This is a genomic window from bacterium Scap17 (assembly GCA_013376735.1).
Classification (GTDB): Bacteria; Pseudomonadota; Gammaproteobacteria; order Pseudomonadales; family Halomonadaceae; genus Cobetia.
The window spans coordinates 1,584,392-1,601,105 of the sequence record VINJ01000001.1 but is presented as its reverse complement, the minus strand read 5'-3'; the positions used below and the strand labels follow the sequence as shown (position 1 = coordinate 1,601,105).

Annotated in this window: 16 protein-coding genes and 1 pseudogene; 10 read left to right on the top strand and 7 right to left on the bottom strand. The window is 59.9% G+C overall.

Annotation, left to right across the window (positions count from 1 at the left end; translation table 11 throughout):
• Positions 1-40: 40 nt before the first annotated feature.
• Complete coding sequence (locus FLM52_06930; GenBank protein NVN55522.1) at positions 41-2,068, top strand: TonB-dependent receptor; 2,028 nt, start codon at positions 41-43, stop codon at positions 2,066-2,068.
• Between the two features lie 120 nt (positions 2,069-2,188).
• On the opposite strand, the pseudogene FLM52_06925 reads toward FLM52_06930, so the two are convergent.
• From FLM52_06925 to FLM52_06910, 4 genes and pseudogenes are all read right to left on the bottom strand, one after another.
• A pseudogene (locus tag FLM52_06925) lies at positions 2,189-2,368 on the bottom strand (short chain dehydrogenase).
• Between the two features lie 198 nt (positions 2,369-2,566).
• Positions 2,567-4,096 carry an IS66 family transposase gene (locus tag FLM52_06920; protein NVN55521.1) on the bottom strand — a complete coding sequence of 510 codons (1,530 nt, stop codon included), beginning with the start codon at positions 4,094-4,096 and terminating at the stop codon, positions 2,567-2,569.
• A gap of 80 nt (positions 4,097-4,176) precedes the next feature.
• Entirely contained in the window at positions 4,177-4,512 is a 336-nt protein-coding gene (tnpB, locus tag FLM52_06915) for an IS66 family insertion sequence element accessory protein TnpB (GenBank protein NVN55520.1), read from the bottom strand.
• Positions 4,509-4,877, bottom strand: a complete 369-nt coding sequence (locus tag FLM52_06910; protein NVN55519.1) for a transposase — start codon at positions 4,875-4,877, stop codon at positions 4,509-4,511. The genes tnpB and FLM52_06910 overlap by 4 nt, the downstream gene beginning before the upstream one ends.
• A 91-nt stretch (positions 4,878-4,968) precedes the next feature.
• On the opposite strand from FLM52_06910, the gene FLM52_06905 reads away from it, so the two are divergent.
• Complete coding sequence (locus FLM52_06905; GenBank protein ID NVN55518.1) at positions 4,969-5,436, top strand: hypothetical protein; 468 nt, start codon at positions 4,969-4,971, stop codon at positions 5,434-5,436.
• An 80-nt stretch (positions 5,437-5,516) separates the two neighbouring features.
• Here FLM52_06905 and FLM52_06900 read toward each other — a convergent pair whose 3' ends face one another.
• Together FLM52_06900 and gcvA are read right to left on the bottom strand one after the other, a co-directional pair.
• A complete protein-coding gene (locus FLM52_06900; protein ID NVN55517.1) occupies positions 5,517-5,969 on the bottom strand; it encodes a DUF417 family protein in 453 nt (150 codons plus the stop codon).
• Between the two features lie 232 nt (positions 5,970-6,201).
• A complete protein-coding gene (gene gcvA / locus FLM52_06895; protein ID NVN55516.1) occupies positions 6,202-7,143 on the bottom strand; it encodes a transcriptional regulator GcvA in 942 nt (313 codons plus the stop codon).
• A 205-nt stretch (positions 7,144-7,348) separates the two neighbouring features.
• Here gcvA and FLM52_06890 point away from each other — a divergent pair, with 205 nt between their 5' ends.
• From FLM52_06890 to FLM52_06865, 6 genes are all read left to right on the top strand, one after another.
• Positions 7,349-8,020, top strand: coding sequence for an anti-sigma factor (locus FLM52_06890; GenBank protein NVN55515.1), 672 nt, complete (start codon positions 7,349-7,351; stop codon positions 8,018-8,020).
• On the top strand, positions 8,017-9,129 hold the full coding sequence (locus FLM52_06885; GenBank protein NVN55514.1) for an amine oxidase: 1,113 nt from the start codon (positions 8,017-8,019) through the stop codon (positions 9,127-9,129). The genes FLM52_06890 and FLM52_06885 overlap by 4 nt, the downstream gene beginning before the upstream one ends.
• 103 nt (positions 9,130-9,232) lie before the next feature.
• Positions 9,233-9,619: a DUF1360 domain-containing protein gene (locus FLM52_06880; protein ID NVN55513.1), complete on the top strand. Its 387-nt coding sequence runs from the start codon at positions 9,233-9,235 to the stop codon at positions 9,617-9,619.
• Between the two features lie 366 nt (positions 9,620-9,985).
• Complete coding sequence (locus FLM52_06875) at positions 9,986-11,110, top strand: ABC transporter substrate-binding protein (GenBank protein NVN55512.1); 1,125 nt, start codon at positions 9,986-9,988, stop codon at positions 11,108-11,110.
• Positions 11,103-12,170 carry an iron ABC transporter permease gene (locus FLM52_06870; GenBank protein ID NVN55511.1) on the top strand — a complete coding sequence of 356 codons (1,068 nt, stop codon included), beginning with the start codon at positions 11,103-11,105 and terminating at the stop codon, positions 12,168-12,170. Before FLM52_06875 ends, FLM52_06870 begins: the two co-directional genes overlap by 8 nt.
• Complete coding sequence (locus FLM52_06865) at positions 12,164-12,913, top strand: ABC transporter ATP-binding protein (protein ID NVN55510.1); 750 nt, start codon at positions 12,164-12,166, stop codon at positions 12,911-12,913. Before FLM52_06870 ends, FLM52_06865 begins: the two co-directional genes overlap by 7 nt.
• Here FLM52_06865 and FLM52_06860 read toward each other — a convergent pair.
• Positions 12,891-13,790: a DMT family transporter gene (locus FLM52_06860; protein ID NVN55509.1), complete on the bottom strand. Its 900-nt coding sequence runs from the start codon at positions 13,788-13,790 to the stop codon at positions 12,891-12,893. The two genes, FLM52_06865 and FLM52_06860, sit on opposite strands and share 23 nt — an antisense overlap.
• A 772-nt stretch (positions 13,791-14,562) precedes the next feature.
• Between FLM52_06860 and FLM52_06855 the strand changes: the two genes are divergently transcribed.
• Together FLM52_06855 and FLM52_06850 are read left to right on the top strand one after the other, a co-directional pair.
• A complete protein-coding gene (locus tag FLM52_06855) occupies positions 14,563-15,108 on the top strand; it encodes a hypothetical protein (GenBank protein NVN55508.1) in 546 nt (181 codons plus the stop codon).
• Positions 15,105-16,670, top strand: coding sequence for a helicase (locus tag FLM52_06850; protein NVN55507.1), 1,566 nt, complete (start codon positions 15,105-15,107; stop codon positions 16,668-16,670). Before FLM52_06855 ends, FLM52_06850 begins: the two co-directional genes overlap by 4 nt.
• Positions 16,671-16,714: the final 44 nt, after the last annotated feature.

The following is a 16,714-nucleotide window of genomic DNA, read 5'->3' as shown; positions in this document are numbered from 1 at the left end:
CTCAATAACGACATAATCGCGATCTCAAGGATTCAGGAACATGACAGTCCCCGCACTCCCCTTTGCTCGATCGGCCTTGGTCATCAGTATCGCCGCCGCTTGCCTACCTGCTGGCGTACAGGCTGACGACTCCAGCCAGTTGGAACCTGTGGTGGTGACAGCTTCCGGCTACGAACAGGTGATCTCGGATGCTCCTGCCAGTATCTCGGTCATTACCGGCGAGCAGCTCAACAAGCAGTCGTACACGGACATCACAGATGCCATGGATAATGTGCCTGGCGTCTATGTCACGGGGGGCGGAAATTCTCAGGACATCAGTATTCGAGGGATGGACAACAGCTACACGCTTTACATGATCGATGGCCGCCCTCTCTCGGCTGGCCGCTCCGTCAATACCAATGGCAATGATGAAGGCAAGCAGATTGGCCTCCCCCCGATCTCGATGATCGAGCGAGTGGAAGTGATTCGCGGACCGATGTCATCGCTGTACGGCTCACAAGCCATGGGCGGCGTCATCAACATCATCACCAAGAAGGTGGCGGATGAGTGGTCGGGATCTGTCACGACGGAATATACCTACTCGCTCAATGACATCAGCAACGACGGGCAGCAGCTGAGTTTCTATACCAGCGGGCCGCTCGTCGATGGCCTGCTTGGCCTCAAGGTCCATGGCAACTGGACCGGTTATGAAGAAAGCGATTACCAGGGCGGTAGTGACAATGCTGAAAGCATGCCCGACAGCGATACACGTCAAGGAGGTGCCGAGTTCACGCTGACACCAGATGAGGACAATGCGTTCACGCTCGGCTATACCGCCTCCAAGAAGGAATACACTCACAATGCTGGCGTGAGCATCCCGGATGATTCCGAAACCAGTCGTTATCGCTACGACAAGGATGTCTATACCCTTGGCCACAAGGGAAGTTATGGCAGCTTCCTCACGGACACCTATCTACAGCACGACATTTCGGAGAACGTGCTGGACTCCGATGATGAGAAGCGCGAAGAAGTTACCACGCTCAACAACCAGACCACGTACTTCTGGGGCGACCACATGCTGACCTTCGGCGGTCAGTACAAATTCGAGCAGCTGACGGATGAAACCAATGGCTTGCTGGATTCGAATGTCCCGGGTGCCGTCGATAACGTCGATCGCTGGATTGCCGCACTATTCGTCGAGATGGAATGGAGTCTGACTGAGGACCTCAACGTCACCACCGGCTTACGCTACGACGATGACGAGCTGTTTGGCGGACATCTCTCGCCACGCGTCTATGCCAATTATCACCTTGATCCGCAATGGACGCTCAAGGGCGGGGTTTCCACAGGCTATAGTCAGCCGAGTCTATCCGCTGCGACAGAGGGCTTTGGGCGCCGAACCGGTCGGGGCAGCGCCGTCATCATCGGTAACGAGGAGCTGGATCCGGAGACCAGCACCAACTACGAGCTGGGCACCGTCTTCCAGAACCAGTCAAGCACACTCAGCGCCGGCGCCACCCTGTTCTACACTCAGTTCAAGGACAAGATCTCCGAAGACCGCCTCTGCCAGGGCCCGGATGCAGGTTTCTCCGACCCCGCCTTCCGTGAGTGCAACTATGCCGGCACTGATTACTATTTCGTCAGCACCTACCGCAACATCGACGAAGCTGTCATGCAGGGCGTCGAGCTGTCACTGGACTATGCCATCACGCCAAGCGTGAACCTTAGCTCCAGCTACACCTACACCGACTCCGAGCAGAAAAGTGGTGAATTCAAGGGCGAGCCCTTGAACAAGATCCCGGAACATATGCTCAACGTGGCGCTGGACTGGCAAGCCACTCACGACCTCAACCTGTGGGCACAGGGGAACTACCGTGGCGAAACCAGTGATTACCTGTCACGTACCAGCATGAGCGAAGGCACCCCCAGCTATACCTTCTTCGATGTAGGCGTTGTCTATGCCTTGAACGAGAACGCCCGCGTCAAGGCTGGCCTCTACAACATCGCTGACAAGGAAGTCACCAATGACACCTACGGCGTGGTACTGGATGGCCGCCGGTTGAACCTGGGGCTGACCATGGACTTCTGACCCTCGGCTGGATTCAGTCATGCTTACGCCACAAGGGGAGCCTCGGCTCCCCTTGTGGCGTTTCAGTTCATTACATCAGAGGTCGGTCAGCCACGCGGGCTGACACCTTTCTCTCCCCGATCAGGCATCCACGAAGATCACTTCCCCGGTGATGAAGCCATCGACGGAGCGCTCGAACGCCTTGCCGACCAGTGCGCCAGACACGGGCTGGAAGCCCGGCATCATCTCGCCATACACGTCCCAAGCCTCTTGCAGCACGGTGGGATTGATGGCGTTGATGCGAATCCCACGCGGCAATTTCCCCAGAAGTTTGACCCGGCAGCCGTGCAGGGCACCTTCGTCATTTCCGCCACAGACTACGCACAACAGATCGTGCTACCGACGCTCTTGGCTGAACTGCGCCGCGAAGCTCCGGGGCTCAAGATCGTGGTGAGGGACTTCGAGATCGATACTCTGCATGCCTTGAGTAAGCGTTCGGGCATCACCGCTTGCGAGTGATCACGCAGTATGCTGCCAATGATGGGGCAGAAGTTCGTGCACTTGGCTAGCCTTTTGGGTCGGCAGCCTTTCCAACACATTTTTCAGGTAGGTATAGGGCTCATGGCCGTTCAGCTTGGCACACTGAATGAGGCTCATGATGGTGGCAGCACGCTGGCCACTGCGCAGAGATCCGGCGAACAGCCAGTTTGAACGCCCCAGCGCCCAGGGGCGAATCAGATTCTCCGCCCGGTTGTTATCGATCGGCAACGCGCCGTCATCCAGGTAGCGCGTCAACGCCGCCCAGCGCTTCAGGCTGTAATCCAACGCTTTCGCCGTCGCCGAACCATTCGGAACCTTCTCGCGATGCGCCAGCATCCAGCGATGTAGCGCATCGGCGATGGGCTTTGCTTTCGTCTCCCGCAGCCGTTGACGCTCTTCCGCACTGAATGACTGTACCTCACGCTCCACCTGGTATAGCTGACCGATCAGTTCGATAGCCTGCCCGGCGATCTGGCTCTTGCCAGCGACGTGCAGATCGACAAATTTACGGCGGGCATGGGCCATGCAACCGATCTCGGTAACACCGTTGGCGAAGCTCTGCTTGTAGCCGCTGTAGTCGTCACAGACCAGCTTGCCCCGCCACTTCCCGAGGAAGTCGCGGGCATGTTGACCGCCACGTCCCTCGCTGAAGTCGTAGATTACGGCCTTCAACCCGGCATACGGGGTGGTGGCGTAGGCCCAGAGATAGGCGCGGTGCGTCTTCTTCTTGCCAGGGGCCAGCATCGGTACCGGCGTTTCGTCGGCATGCAGCACCGGCTCGTTGAGCAACACTTCACGCAGTGCATCGATCAGCGGCTGAAGTCGCACCCCGCAGGTGCCGACCCACTCGGCCAGGGTGGAGCGCGGAATCGCTACGCCGGCGCGGGCGAAGATCTGCTCCTGGCGATAGAGTGGCAGGTGATCAGCATATTTGGCGATCAGCACCTGGGCCAGCAAGCCGGCGGTGGGGATGCCCTTGTCAATGATCTGCGTCGGCATCGGTGCCTGGGTCAGTGTCTCGCATTGGTCGCAGACCCACTTGCCACGGATATGCCGCTCGACGTGGAACACGCCCGGCGTGTAATCCAACTTCTCACTGATTTCCTCGCCGATCCGCCTCAGCTGACAACCACACCGGCAGTGATCATTCTCCGGATCATGATGAATCTCGGTGCGCGGTAGCTCGGGAGGTAAGGGCGTGCGCTTGGGCGTCTTCCTTGCCACTGGCGTGGCAGCAGTGAGGTGGAGCTCTTCCAGCTCGGTCTCGATGGCAGCAATGTCGGCGTCCACCCCTTCCTCCAGCAGGCTGATCTGCAGGACATTGAGCTGCTCGCTGCGCTTGCCGAAGGCGTGGCGCTTGAGCAATGCCATTTCATAGGTCAGCTTTTGATTGACCTGCTCGCTGTGGCGTAGCGCTTTCTCCTTTTCCTCCACCTGCGTCATCAGCGTTGCCGCCAAGTGGCGGAGCTGATCGGGAGAGAGTTGAGTCAGGTCAGGGGGCGTCGTCATTCCGCCAGTATGCCAGCCCGCCGACGAGAACGGGATTAGCGCATCCGCGAATAGCGGGGCCGCCAAGTCTGTGCCGCTCATCACACGACCGAGATCACCCCGTCGGCGCCGAGACGCTGCCAGGGCAGTCCTTGCACCAGTGCCGTGACCTGCTCGGGGCAAAGCTCGATACGATCGCCCTGCCAGTGACCGGCCCAGTGGAACTTGCCCTGGTTCAGGCGCCGGGCGCACAGCCAGACACCCAGGCCATCGTGGACCAGCACCTTCATACGGTTGCCGCGCCGGTTGGCAAAGAGATAGGCACAGTGCGGGCGAGCCGCGCCGAACACCTTCACCACCCGGGCTAGGGCCGTATCCGGACCGGCCCGCATATCCAGCGGCTCGGTGGCCAGCCAGATTTCGTCGATGCGGATCATGCGAGCAGCTCTCGGATCAGAGATCGGCAGGCGTCGGCCTCCGAGGCAGGCCACTCGATGACCATCGGGCCGTTGGGGTGCGGGATCGTGAGGCGAATAGGGTCCGCCACCTGATGCTGGGGAGTGGCCGGTGACAACTCGCGAGTCATGGGCACCGGTACAAATGCCGGTATTTCTGGCACAGCCGTTTGCTGACGGGTGGTACGGATCCAATTGTGGACCAGGTTAGCATTCAGGCTGTGCTCCAACGCCACTCCGGCAACGGAGGCACCGGGTTGCTGACACGCTTCGACGATCCTGGCCTTGAAGGCGGCAGTGAAGCGGCGACGCTTGCGAGGAACTTCCAACACGCTTGATTCCGTCATGATAAGTGTCCACTTATTGATAGGTGGACATCTAACGTGACGGAATTCAGGACTCTGCGGTAGATGGGATCACCGGTCGCTTACTGCCTTGATGGAGAGCAATCACGTCAACCTCGCCATCGCCTTTCCCAACTACCAGCCAGAGTCCTACCCCAGCCGGCATCTCTTCTCTGATCGTCATGTGTGCATGACCTCGAAGCACTCCTCGATCGCTGATCAATCGGTGACACTGGCGGACATAGCCCGCCACCCGAACATCATTGCATCGCCCTCGCGCCCGAATCTGAAGGGCTCGCTGGATGACTGGTTCAAGGCGCAGGGCCTTGCCCGCAATGTCGCGATCTCCGCCCCCTGCTTCTCGGTCGTCCCGGCTTACCTGGAAGCCACAGATTCAGTAGCGTTTCTCCCTGCCGGAGCGATCACCGGAGGTGAGTTGGTAGAGCTGGCACTCGAAACATTGCCGGAGCCCTTTGATGTCACCGCTGCCTGGCACCCTCGCTACAACGACGACCCGCTGCATCAGTGGGTCGTGAGCCAGCTCATGGATGTGACTGGCTGAGGCCCCGCCAAGCCAGGCGTGAGACAAGCAAAAAGCGCCCGGCAATATTGCCGAGCGCCTTGTGACTTCATAGAGAGAAATCAGTCAGCGTTGATCGGTCGATTTCGTTCCACCATGCTGACGGAAATTGCCAGGAAGAGAATGTCCTTCACCAGGAAGAAGTTGGCGATCAGTACGCCATCCGTGACCTTCCAGATATCAGGAGTCGTGAACAGGAAACTCAAAGTGGAGAGGAAGATGACGCTGCCGGCAATCCCTGCATAGTAGCCCACCTGACGATACTTCAGACCGACGATCATGGCGATCGCCACCAGGATTTCTGACAGCCCGACCAGATTGGACACCATCTGAACTGACATCACGTCATACAGCCAACTCATGGCAAAGTGATTGGCCACCAACGGCTCGATCAATCCCGCCTCTGTGGGCGTGAACTTGTAGATCCCCAGCCACAGGAGCAGGAGCACCACCCCAAATACACCGATGTAATAACCATAACGCCCTTGATTCACTGCCTGGGAACCCTGCTGCATGCTGATATCTCCGATTGCATCACTTCGCTGAGGAAGTCGATTGAGTATTCCGACAAGGCTGTCAGGTCAGCGTGTTGCATGTGCTGTTTTCATGACATCTTGCGTTCGATGCAGGGAGATACGGGCATGTCTTGCAGCCGGATGCAGCAATATCGGATTTTCGCCTTTTCCTTCTATCAGAGGCCCTCGGGCACCTTCTAGGCACACCCGATGTGCTTGACCACAGAGCCATTCACGACGCCGGGATGGAAGGTATTCGGCAGCTGAGCCCGGCCTCTTCCAGCAACCATTCCCGAAATGCCTGTACCTTGGCCACCTGAGTGACCTCGGGCCGGTGGATCACGTAATAGGCCAGAGAGGAGGCACACATCACCTCATCAAACAGCCTGACCAGGCGCCCCGAGACAAGGTCATCATGCACCATGACTCCACGTGCCAACGCAATGCCCTGACCATCGATCGCGGCCTGCAGCACTGCGGCAGAGTTGTTGATCTGCAGACCGCGCGATGAATCGGCATCCGTGAGACCCGCCTTCTTGAACCAGCCGCTCCATGACGGAAAGCCGTCATAGCCTTCCATGGACAAGTCGTGAATCAGTGTCTCCTCCAACAGGGCTGCGGGGGTCTTCAAGCGCTCAGGGTCACGCAGCAGCTGGGGCGAGCAGACGGGATAGACCTCTTCGTGCATCAGCTCCTGAGCCACCACGCCCCTCCACTTGCCTGGCCCGTAGCGTACCCCGATATCTACCCGCTCCCGTGAGAAATCGACCGGCTTGTGATTGGTGTCCAGATGCACATCAATGTCCGGCCACGCCGCCTGAAACCGATGCAGGCGTGGTAACAGCCATTTGGCGGCAAAGGCAGGACTGACGGTCACCGTCAGCACGCTACGCCGAGTGCCATCCTTGAGACGCTCCACCCCGAGTGACAATTTCTCGAATCCGGCACGGATATCCGGCAGTGCCTGCTCTGCAAGCTCCGTCGGGACAAGGCGTGTCTTGCCGCTGTTGGCACGATGAAACAGCGAGTCACCCAGCCACTCCTCCAGTCCCCGCACAAGTTGGCCGACAGCGGCAGGGGTCACGTGCAGTTCCTCTGCCGCAGCGGCAAAGCTCTTGTGGCGGGCGCTCGCTTCGAAGGCACGCAAAGCATTCAGATGATTGGGCGATGTCATGGCGATAAAGTTTTTCTTTCCCTACTGCCTAGTTAATCTCGTTTGTTGAATGTTCAGTCAGCTTCCAGAATACGCCGCATAGACGGATCGTGACAGCTCATAGGTGTCTGTCCTGCTCTGCTCATACCATGGCGCTCGAGTGTGATGACCGCCAGACATGGAAAAAGGTTTTCTTCCCTCTCTCGCCCTCGTGGAGATGCCCTACATGCGCCTCAATGCCGACTTTTCACAACGTGCCAGCATCACACCGGATCATTACCAGTGGGTGCCGTCCCCCCAGGGAGGGGTCGAGCGCATGATGCTGGACCGTATCGGGGAGGAGAAGGCACGGGCCACCAGCCTGGTCCGATATGCACCAGACTCCCACTTTTCAGCGCATGAGCATCCACAAGGCGAAGAGATTCTCGTGCTGTCCGGCACCTTCACCGAAGATGGCGTGCGGGATTTCCCTGCTGGCTGGTACCTGCGTAACCCGCCAGACTCGCGCCACACCCCCAGCAGCACCGACGGCTGCGTGATCTTCGTCAAGCTGCGACAGATGCCGTCCGAAGAGCATGAAGCGATACGCATCAACACTCGAGACCCGGCCAACTGGCATGAGCAGGATGGCCGCGAGATCTGCCCACTGTATACCAGTGCGACCGAGCAGGTGAGCCTGCAGCGCCTGACGCCACATGCCGAGCTTCCGCTGTTGGTCAACACTGGCGGTGCCGAACTGCTGGTGCTGGAGGGTTGCCTGCATCCAGGGCACGGGTCCTGCCCTGCCGGTAGTTGGCTGCGCTTGCCAGCCAGCGAACCGCTGGCGCTTTCCGCCGGCGCAGAGGGAGCGACCTTCTACCTCAAGACGGGGCATCTGATCGCTCTGGAGGATGAATGAACACACCTTCGCCACGCGTTGCCATTATCGGGGCTGGTCTCTCAGGTCTCTATGCCGCATGGCAACTGGAGCAGCATGGCATTCATGACTATCGGGTGTTCGAAGCCCAGCACGTCATGGGAGGCCGTATCGCTTCCGCAGTGCCGTCCCTTGCCGAGACAGAGGCACAGCACCGCCTGGACCTGGGGCCGACCTGGTTCTGGCCGGAGCATCAGCGCGAAATGGCGCAACTGATGCAGACACTGGGCCTGGAATGCTTTGCACAACATGTGACGGGCGACAGCCTCCTCGAGCGCGCCACGGACAAGAGCCCACTGCGCACCGCTGGCATCAGGGATTCGCTGACCGCCATGCGTGTGGTGGGAGGAATGGAGGCGCTGATCGAGCGACTGCGACGCGATATCCCTGCGGACAAGATACTGACTGGGCAAATCGTTCGTCATCTCGAGCGCTTGCCAGACGGGATTGCGCTGAGTGCCGAAGATGACAGCGGGCAACGCATGAGCTGCGAAGTGGAGCAGGTCTTGTTGGCTATTCCGCCACGTCAGGCACTCCAGCATATCCAGTTCACGCCGGCATTGCCGAGCGCGCTTGCGGCACAGTGGCAGCAGACCGCGACCTGGATGGCGCCCCACGCCAAGTATCTTGCGGTCTACGAGCGTCCTTTCTGGCGCGAGGCCGGCTTGTCCGGTGTCGCACGCAGCGCGCGTGGCCCGATGGTGGAGATTCACGATGCCAGCCCAAGGGAAGGCCTCGGGGCACTCTTCGGGTTCGTGGGAGTCCCGGCAGGTCACCGACGTCAGATCACGCCGAACGCATTACGCCAGCACTGCCGCGCACAGCTGGCGCGCCTGTTCGGCGCTGAGGCGGCACATCCGCGGCAGGAATACCTCAAGGACTGGGCAACCTCACCCTTCATCGCGAGCCCGGCAGACCTGGAAGACGTGGCATCCCATGTCTCGGTGCCGTTGCTGGAGGCCAATGAAGGCCCTTGGCAGCAACGTCTGTTCGGTATCGCCAGTGAATGGTCACCGCGATTCCCGGGTCACCTTGCGGGCGCCCTCGATGCTGCCACCCAAGGTGTCAACCGGATGCTGAGCGCACGCTAGACAGAAGGCTAAGAGAGAACCAGACACCCGCATCGACAGACATTGAGCACGACCCACTCACTTTTCCCACTCGTCACTTTGACGAAGACACACAAGGATCCCCATGACTACCGTATTTTCCCCCGAGACACTGAACGCGCTATGGACCTGCTTCGTGATGGCCCTGGCAGCCAGCAGCATCGCAATCTCGATCACCCAAGGTGAACTGTTCGCGCCCTTGCGTCAGTACGCACAACGCTTTGGCCACATGACCGGCCACCTCTTCCAATGCTTCTTCTGCATCAGCCACTGGGTGGTCTTCGCTGGCATGGTGTTCTATCACCCGACCCTGACGAATAGCGGCTTCGTGCTGGTGGACTGGATCCTGGCCGGTTTCTTCACCTTGACGCTCTCCACCCTGGTGAGTGGCCTGCTGTTCAAGGTGCTCCTGACCGGCATGGCGAAGAAAGTACGCGACAAGGAAGTAAAGGAAATCTTCGCGGCCAAATGACCTCAGCCATCTTGAGCCACGGGCTGTAACACCACCCTTCCAGCACGTCATCGCAGTCTTGAGTGTAGTGACAGCCCAGAAGCAGATGGCCGACCGCTCTTCCCTCTTCGCTGGCCCCCAGACAACGTTGCTTGCTGGGGGCCAGTGCCGTTGGCCGACACTCTCGATCCAAATCGTTTCCTGCTGGAGCACCAAGTATCGACACCGACGAAAACGAGACGACAGGGACCATATCGACGCTCATCGGGAATTACTTCATAATCGCAACGCAGATGATAATGAGATGCAACCTGTCCCGCATCGAACACAGCCGTGCGGGCGACAACGCGCCCGATGAATTTTCCTTACCCTCCCAGCGAGTCACACATGAAGCCTCTGCTTTCCATGACAGCCGGCGGCCTGCTATTGGCCTCCAGCTTCGGCGCTGTCGCCGATGAGATCACTCTGACAGATGTTGCCGGCCGGCAAGTCACCCTCGACGCCCCGGTCGAGCGCATGATCCTGGGCGAGGGTCGCCAGGTCTACCTGTTGGGCGCGCTGGAGCCCGAGTCTCCCTTCGACAAGGTGGTCGGCTGGCGTGAAGACTTCTCTCAAGCCGACCCGGACAACTACGCCCACTATGCCAAGCGCTTCCCCGAACTCGAGAAGATTCCGACCTTCGGTGGTTTCAAGGATGGCACCTTCGATGTCGAGCAGGCAGCAGCCCTGAAGCCGGATGTGGTGCTGATGAATCTGGAAGCCCGTCAGGCAACCGAGGACGCGGCCTATGACGACAAGCTGGCACAGCTGGACATCCCGATCGTCTACGTCGACTTCCGTGAGGATCCACTCGCGAACACCACGCCGTCGATGCGCCTGATGGGCCAGTTGCTAGGTAAGGAAGACAAGGCCGAAGCGTTCATCGCCTACACCGAAGAACAGATGGCTCGCGTCACCGATGTCATCGCGAAGCAGGACCCACAGCGCCCTGACGTCTTCATCGATCGCGCCGGCGGCTACTCCGACGACTGCTGCATGAGCTTCGGGCCGGGCAACTTCGGCGAATACGTTGATCTGGCCGGCGGCCACAACATTGCCGAAGGCATCATTCCCTCTACCTTCGGCACCCTGAACCCCGAGCAGATCATCGCCGCCAACCCTGAGCATGTCGTCGTGACAGGGGGAAGCTGGGACGCCTATGTGCCGGGCGGCAAATGGGTCGGTGTCGGTCCGGGGGCTGATCAGGATCTCGCTCGCGAAAAGCTCCAGGCCCTGACACAGCGCACCGCCATGACAGGCATTCAAGCCGTGGACGACGCCAACTTCCACGCCATCTGGCATCAGTTCTACAACAGCCCCTACTACTTCGTGGCGGTTCAGAAGATGGCCAAGTGGTTCCACCCGGAGCTGTTTGCCGATCTTGACCCGGAAGCCACCATGCAGGAACTGCACGAACGCTTCCTGCCCGTGGACTACGCACCTGGCTACTGGGTATCGCTGAAAGATGAATGATGTCACCTCTTCCGCTCCCCTCTCGCAAGGGGGGAGCCACTACCGCGCCTCGGTGGTCAAACGACAACTGATTCTGGTGTCACTGGGCGTGGCACTGTTCCTGAGCCTGTGTCTGGACCTGTCGCTCGGTCCGGCACGCTTCCCGCTCGATGAGGTCATCGCGGCATTGATCTCCCCGGACTCCGTCAGTGATCAAGTGCGAGTCATCCTGTGGGAAATTCGCATGCCCGTCGCCCTGATGGCGCTGGTGGTCGGTGCCAGCCTGTCGGTGGCCGGTGCCCAGATGCAGACTATCCTGAGCAATCCCCTGGCCAGTCCCTTCACCCTGGGTATCTCGGCCGGGGCCAGCTTCGGTGCCGCGCTGGCACTGGCCTTTGGCGTCGCGATCATTCCCGCCGCCATCGATTATGTGGTCCCCATCAATGCCTTCGTCATGGCCATGATCACGGCCTTCTTCATCCACGCCTTGAGCATGAAGCGTGGCGTGACGATCGAGACCATCGTGCTGCTCGGCATTGCCATGGTCTTCATCTTCAATTCGTTGATGGCCCTGATCCAGTTCTTCGCCAGCCAACAGGCCGTGGCCGCCGTGGTCTTCTGGACCATGGGCAGCCTGACCAAGGCCACCTGGCCCAAGTTCTGGGTCTCGCTCGGCGTTCTGGCGATCGTGCTGCCGCTACTGGCACGTCATGGCTGGGCACTGACGGCCATGCGTCTGGGAGATACCAAGGCGGAAAGCATGGGCGTCAAACCCAAGGCGCTGCGCCTGGAAGTGCTGGTACTGGTCTCGCTACTGGCTGCCATCGCCGTCGCCTTCGTCGGCACCATCGGCTTCATCGGACTGGTCGGTCCACATATCGCACGCCTGCTGCTGGGGGAAGATCAACGCTTCTTCGTGCCCGGCTCTGCCCTGTGCGGGGCGCTGATTCTCTCGATCGGCTCGGTGCTGTCGAAGATCATCCTGCCGGGCACGGTGATCCCGATCGGCATCATCACCTCACTGGTCGGCATTCCCTTCTTCCTGTTCCTCATCCTGCGACAGAAGTCATCCTCATGGTAACGCTCACGCTTGATCGCTTGTCCGCCCACTATGGTCGCCGCCAGATTCTGGCGGAGGTCACGACGCCCTGCTTCGAAGGGGGCCAGGTGGTGGCCTTGCTGGGGCCCAACGCCGCCGGCAAGTCGACCTTGTTCCGGCGCATCCTCGGGTTGATCGACGGCGGTGGAGAGGCACGCGTCGAGGGCGCGACTCGCCAGCGCCCCATCGGCTACATGCCACAGGATACCGGCGTCAATGCCGTGCTGACGGTCTATGAATCGGTACTTCTGGCGCGCATGCAGGGCCGCAGCCTGAAGGTTCAGCCTGAGGACATGGCAGAGGTAGAGCGTGCACTGGACGATCTGGGAATCAGCGCGCTGGGCGAGCGGGACATCAGTGATCTGAGTGGAGGCCAGCGCCAATTGGTGGGGGCCGCCCAGGCGCTAGTGCAGTCACCCGAGATTCTGCTGCTGGATGAGCCAACCTCCGCACTGGATCTGCATCGCCAGTTGCAGCTGTTGACCATTCTGCGCCGCCTCGCCCGCGAGCGAGGCATGCTGATCATTGCCGCCTTGCACGACCTGGGCCAGGCATTGCGCTTCACGGACCAGGCCATGCTGCTTCAGAACGGCCGCCTCATCGCCAGCGGCCCGACCGCTGAGGTGGTCACCCCGGAGCGACTGCGTGAGGTCTATCGTGTGGCTGCCCGCATCGAGCCCTGCTCCCAGGGGCAGCCACAGCTCATCGTCGAAGAGGCCATCTGATCTGACGCCCTTCGAAGGCGGCCAGCCCTGCTCCTGCCAGCATCAGGGGCAGGGCAAACAGGAAGCCACTCGAGATGGGGGCATGGAAGATCAGCAGGTCCGCCAGAATCGGCCAGAGCAACGCGACATACTCGAAGGGTGCCAGGCGGGACGCCTCAGCGTAGCGCAATGCCAGTGTCATGCAGATATGCGCGGCCCCCCCGAACAATCCCGACAGCACCAACAGCCCCAGCGCCTCCTGGGAAAGCGGCGCCCATCCCATCGGTAGCGTCGCCAGGCCTGCCAAGGCCGAGACCAGAATGAAATAGAAGGCGATCGCTCCGGCCGTCTCGGTACGCGAGATACGCCTCACCGTCAGCAACGCGCCAGTCGTCAGCAGTGCCGAGAGTACCCCCAGCACGTAGCCGGTCACATTGCCGGTACTGCTCTCGAGGTTCAGCGACGGCAGAATCAGCACCAATACTCCCGCCAAGGCCAGCCCCAGCGCCAACGCCCGTTGCCGACTGAACCGCTCCCCCAGCAAGACCACACCACCCACGGCCATCATGACCGGCGTCAACTGTGCCAGCAGCGTCGCCTCCGAGATGGGCAGCAAGGCCACCGCCGCAAAGGAGGCAAACATCGCGGCCGCACCGAATCCGGAGCGCAGCAGATGCCCGCCCGGTCGACGGGTCGCCAGACCACGCGGGAACTCCTTGCGCCACATCATGAAGATCATGATCGGAATCAAGGCAAAGGCCGAACGAAAGAACACCGTCTGCCCCACTTCCACCGTCTCGCTGACCGCCTTCACACACACCATCATGCCGGTGAACAACACACCGGACAGCAATCTGAGAACAATTCCGGCCAAAGGCCGATCCACCAACTCCGTCATGACTATCGATTCGCTACGCGGCTGAAAGAAAGGCAGCATTCTCCCGATTCCCTCGACGGAATGCCATGGCAACGTGCCACGCCAGAGGCGAATTTTCGCGATATTGAGATCAACCTCGAATAGACGTCTCTTTTGCCGATGGGTGATATTTACGACCTCTCTTTCATCTGCTAGATTTGGTTTATCGAGGCAAAATCCTCGATCGGGTTTGGCGACTCGAAATCATCCAAGGCGCACAAGCGCCCCAGACCATGGTTGGCGCTTTTTTTGTGGCTGCCATGCGTTATGGCGGTCGTGCGCGGGAGACCTCCGGGTCTGCCGGTTTCTTGGATGCCGGTTCGCCAACCCGTGTACGGCCGCCCCCATCACTGTTTGGCGACAGCGGGAGCGGCTCCCATATCCAAGGAGCTTCAACCATGGTCATCCAGACTACGGCATCTCCGCGTAGCCCCGATCTACCCACCCCCTATGGCGGCTATCCCGATCCCCCTTCCCAAGACTGTCGCGCACGTATCGCTTGCGACTGCAGCGAGGTGCTGTCATGACCTCGAATTCTTCTCACACCACACCAACACCCTCATCTACTCCTCTTGCGCCCTCTGATACGGGCAAGGCAATAGCCGAGTCTTCCCAGACGCCCGAGACTTCGGTGTCACACGACTCGACATCTACCATCACCTCAGAGAGCCAGCGTCGCTCTCCTCCCCCTCACACCTCGAGCACTCCCACATTCCAGGATTCATCGACTGCCGCAGCTTATCGGCGAGGACAGTTGATCAAACAGCACTTCCAGCAGTGGCTGAAAGCCTTGAAGGATAAACCGACTCATTTCACGAAAGTCAGCTGCCGCAACGAGCTGATGAAACATCCAGAGTTGGCGGGCTATAAACCCATTATTGTCCTGCAGCGGGTCGGTGACCTGATCGATCGCCTGGTCATTGATGGTCACGTTGTGCAATCCGACACCATCGGCAAGCGTCGCCGCGTCTATCAACTCATCGATGGCACTTCGGAGCGCTCACCGGATATCCCCTTGCCGAGCAATCGACAGGATCTTGCCACGTCGAAAACCGATGGCACATCGCATCTACCGCTGGATGCAGCACTGCAGGAACAACGTCGAGCCTTGAAAAAATCCATGCGGGCCGCGAGCGCGGAAGCCGAGCACCTCTATCAATTGGCAAAGGACTATCCGGAGGCGAAACCCGACATCGCTCCACTCCAGGAGGATGCAATTCAGCGCGCCTGCGAACTCCAGGGACAACTGGCTGCCGTGCTGGCGCTCTCTGCAAAACGCCATGCTGGAGGTGCCTCATGACGCCGCGTCAGATCAATCGATTACTGCCCTCTCTGACAAGCCCGACACTCAGAGCCTGGCAAGCGCGTTGTATTGAGACAGCGCTTCAACGGCTTTCGGATCAGCGGCCCCATTTCCTGTGCCAGGCCACCCCGGGTGCGGGCAAGATGCTGATGGCCGCCGTCCTGGCTGAGGAGCTGATTCTCAACGGGAGCATTGATCACGTCATCTATCTCGGCCCCACCTCTGCCGTGGTGGAGCGTGCACGCGAGACGTTTTCGCAAATTCTGGGGCGGCCCATGCAGGGCAGGCTGGGGGACATCGGTATCGCGCTGACCTATCAAGCGCTCAGCTTCCGCCTGGAGGACCTCAAGCAACTCTGTCGCCAAGGGCGTGTCCTGCTGGTCTGGGACGAAAGCCACCATGCCGCCGGCGCGACAGCATGCGCCGCAAAAAACGCCTACACCAGTTCGGCAGCCACCGGCGCCAATCAATGGGGGTTGGCACTCTTGGCATTGGAGCGCGATGTTCGCTTTACGCTCGCCTTGTCAGGCACTCCTTGGCGCACTGATGGCAGCTGCCTTCCGATGCTGCGTTATATGGCACCGAGCCATGAAGCCGCCTCAGCGTCCGAGCCATCGGTGCCAACCCTGCCATCGGCCGACAATGACCGCCTCGCGCTGATCCCAGACTTCACTTATCCCCTGCGTGATGCCATCCAGGATGATGTCTGCCGTACTCCCCAGATCTATTTGATAGATAACGACGACATACGTCTGGTGGCAGAACAGCAGGCGCAGCGCGAGACACTGTATTACCAAAGCATCCCGGCCTTGCTGCGTCACCCAGCGGTGCATTACGCCGCCTTGCTGCGTCACCCCGGGCCTCAGCAGCATTTGCTGGACGTCAGCTGCCAACGCTTGCGACAGCTTCAGGAGAAAGACCCGAGCGCCGCAGGATTGGTGGTGGCATCCAACATTTCTCATGCAGAAGACATCGCTGATTGTCTGAAACAGATGGGACAGACGGTGTGCCTGGTAACCAGCCAGACAGAAGGAGCGCACGCACGACTTGAGGCGTTTCGCTACGGTCATACTTCGTGGATTGTCTCCGTCAACATGGTCAGTGAAGGGATCGACATTCCCCGCTTGCAGGTATGTTGCTATCTCAGCCACGTCAGGACCGAACAGTATTTTCGCCAAGTGCTAGGCCGGATCATACGGCGTCGACATGCACAGGATGATGCGTGCTATTTCTATGCCCTCAACGAAAGCACGTTACGACACTACGCCTATCGACTGTTTGACGACTTGCCCGACGAGCATGCTGCGATCCAACTGGATTCCTTCTCCTCCCCGACACTACCCGCCCCGATCGTCTCTCCAGCCACTGATTCGATAGCCTCCAACGACCCCGGTACGTGCGGTGAACTCCCCACGATTGACATGCATGGCGCGCCACATGCTCAGGCCCCCATGAGTGAGTGTGTGAGCTTCTCAGAGGGAGTACGAGAGATCACTCTTGATCTGGCAAATGATGTGGCGTTCTCCAACGCCTTCTTGGCGCGCCTGGTATCGCTCTGATTACGGGAGGCGGCTCGGCAGCCACGCCCGCGCGATTACCAGAT

Excerpts from the sequence above, each read along its gene's own strand:
- FLM52_06860 (NVN55509.1), bottom strand. The coding sequence starts at position 13,790 with ATGACGGAGTTGGTGGATCGGCCTTTGGCCGGAATTGTTCTCAGATTG.
- FLM52_06905 (NVN55518.1), top strand. The coding sequence starts at position 4,969 with ATGGAGAGCAATCACGTCAACCTCGCCATCGCCTTTCCCAACTACCAG.
- FLM52_06900 (NVN55517.1), bottom strand. The coding sequence starts at position 5,969 with ATGCAGCAGGGTTCCCAGGCAGTGAATCAAGGGCGTTATGGTTATTAC.
- FLM52_06930 (NVN55522.1), top strand. The coding sequence starts at position 41 with ATGACAGTCCCCGCACTCCCCTTTGCTCGATCGGCCTTGGTCATCAGT.
- FLM52_06880 (NVN55513.1), top strand. The coding sequence starts at position 9,233 with ATGACTACCGTATTTTCCCCCGAGACACTGAACGCGCTATGGACCTGC.
- tnpB (NVN55520.1), bottom strand. The coding sequence starts at position 4,512 with ATGATCCGCATCGACGAAATCTGGCTGGCCACCGAGCCGCTGGATATG.
- FLM52_06910 (NVN55519.1), bottom strand. The coding sequence starts at position 4,877 with ATGACGGAATCAAGCGTGTTGGAAGTTCCTCGCAAGCGTCGCCGCTTC.
- FLM52_06920 (NVN55521.1), bottom strand. The coding sequence starts at position 4,096 with ATGACGACGCCCCCTGACCTGACTCAACTCTCTCCCGATCAGCTCCGC.
- FLM52_06885 (NVN55514.1), top strand. The coding sequence starts at position 8,017 with ATGAACACACCTTCGCCACGCGTTGCCATTATCGGGGCTGGTCTCTCA.
- gcvA (NVN55516.1), bottom strand. The coding sequence starts at position 7,143 with ATGACATCGCCCAATCATCTGAATGCTTTGCGTGCCTTCGAAGCGAGC.
- FLM52_06850 (NVN55507.1), top strand. The coding sequence starts at position 15,105 with ATGACGCCGCGTCAGATCAATCGATTACTGCCCTCTCTGACAAGCCCG.
- FLM52_06870 (NVN55511.1), top strand. The coding sequence starts at position 11,103 with ATGAATGATGTCACCTCTTCCGCTCCCCTCTCGCAAGGGGGGAGCCAC.
- FLM52_06875 (NVN55512.1), top strand. The coding sequence starts at position 9,986 with ATGAAGCCTCTGCTTTCCATGACAGCCGGCGGCCTGCTATTGGCCTCC.
- FLM52_06890 (NVN55515.1), top strand. The coding sequence starts at position 7,349 with ATGCGCCTCAATGCCGACTTTTCACAACGTGCCAGCATCACACCGGAT.
- FLM52_06865 (NVN55510.1), top strand. The coding sequence starts at position 12,164 with ATGGTAACGCTCACGCTTGATCGCTTGTCCGCCCACTATGGTCGCCGC.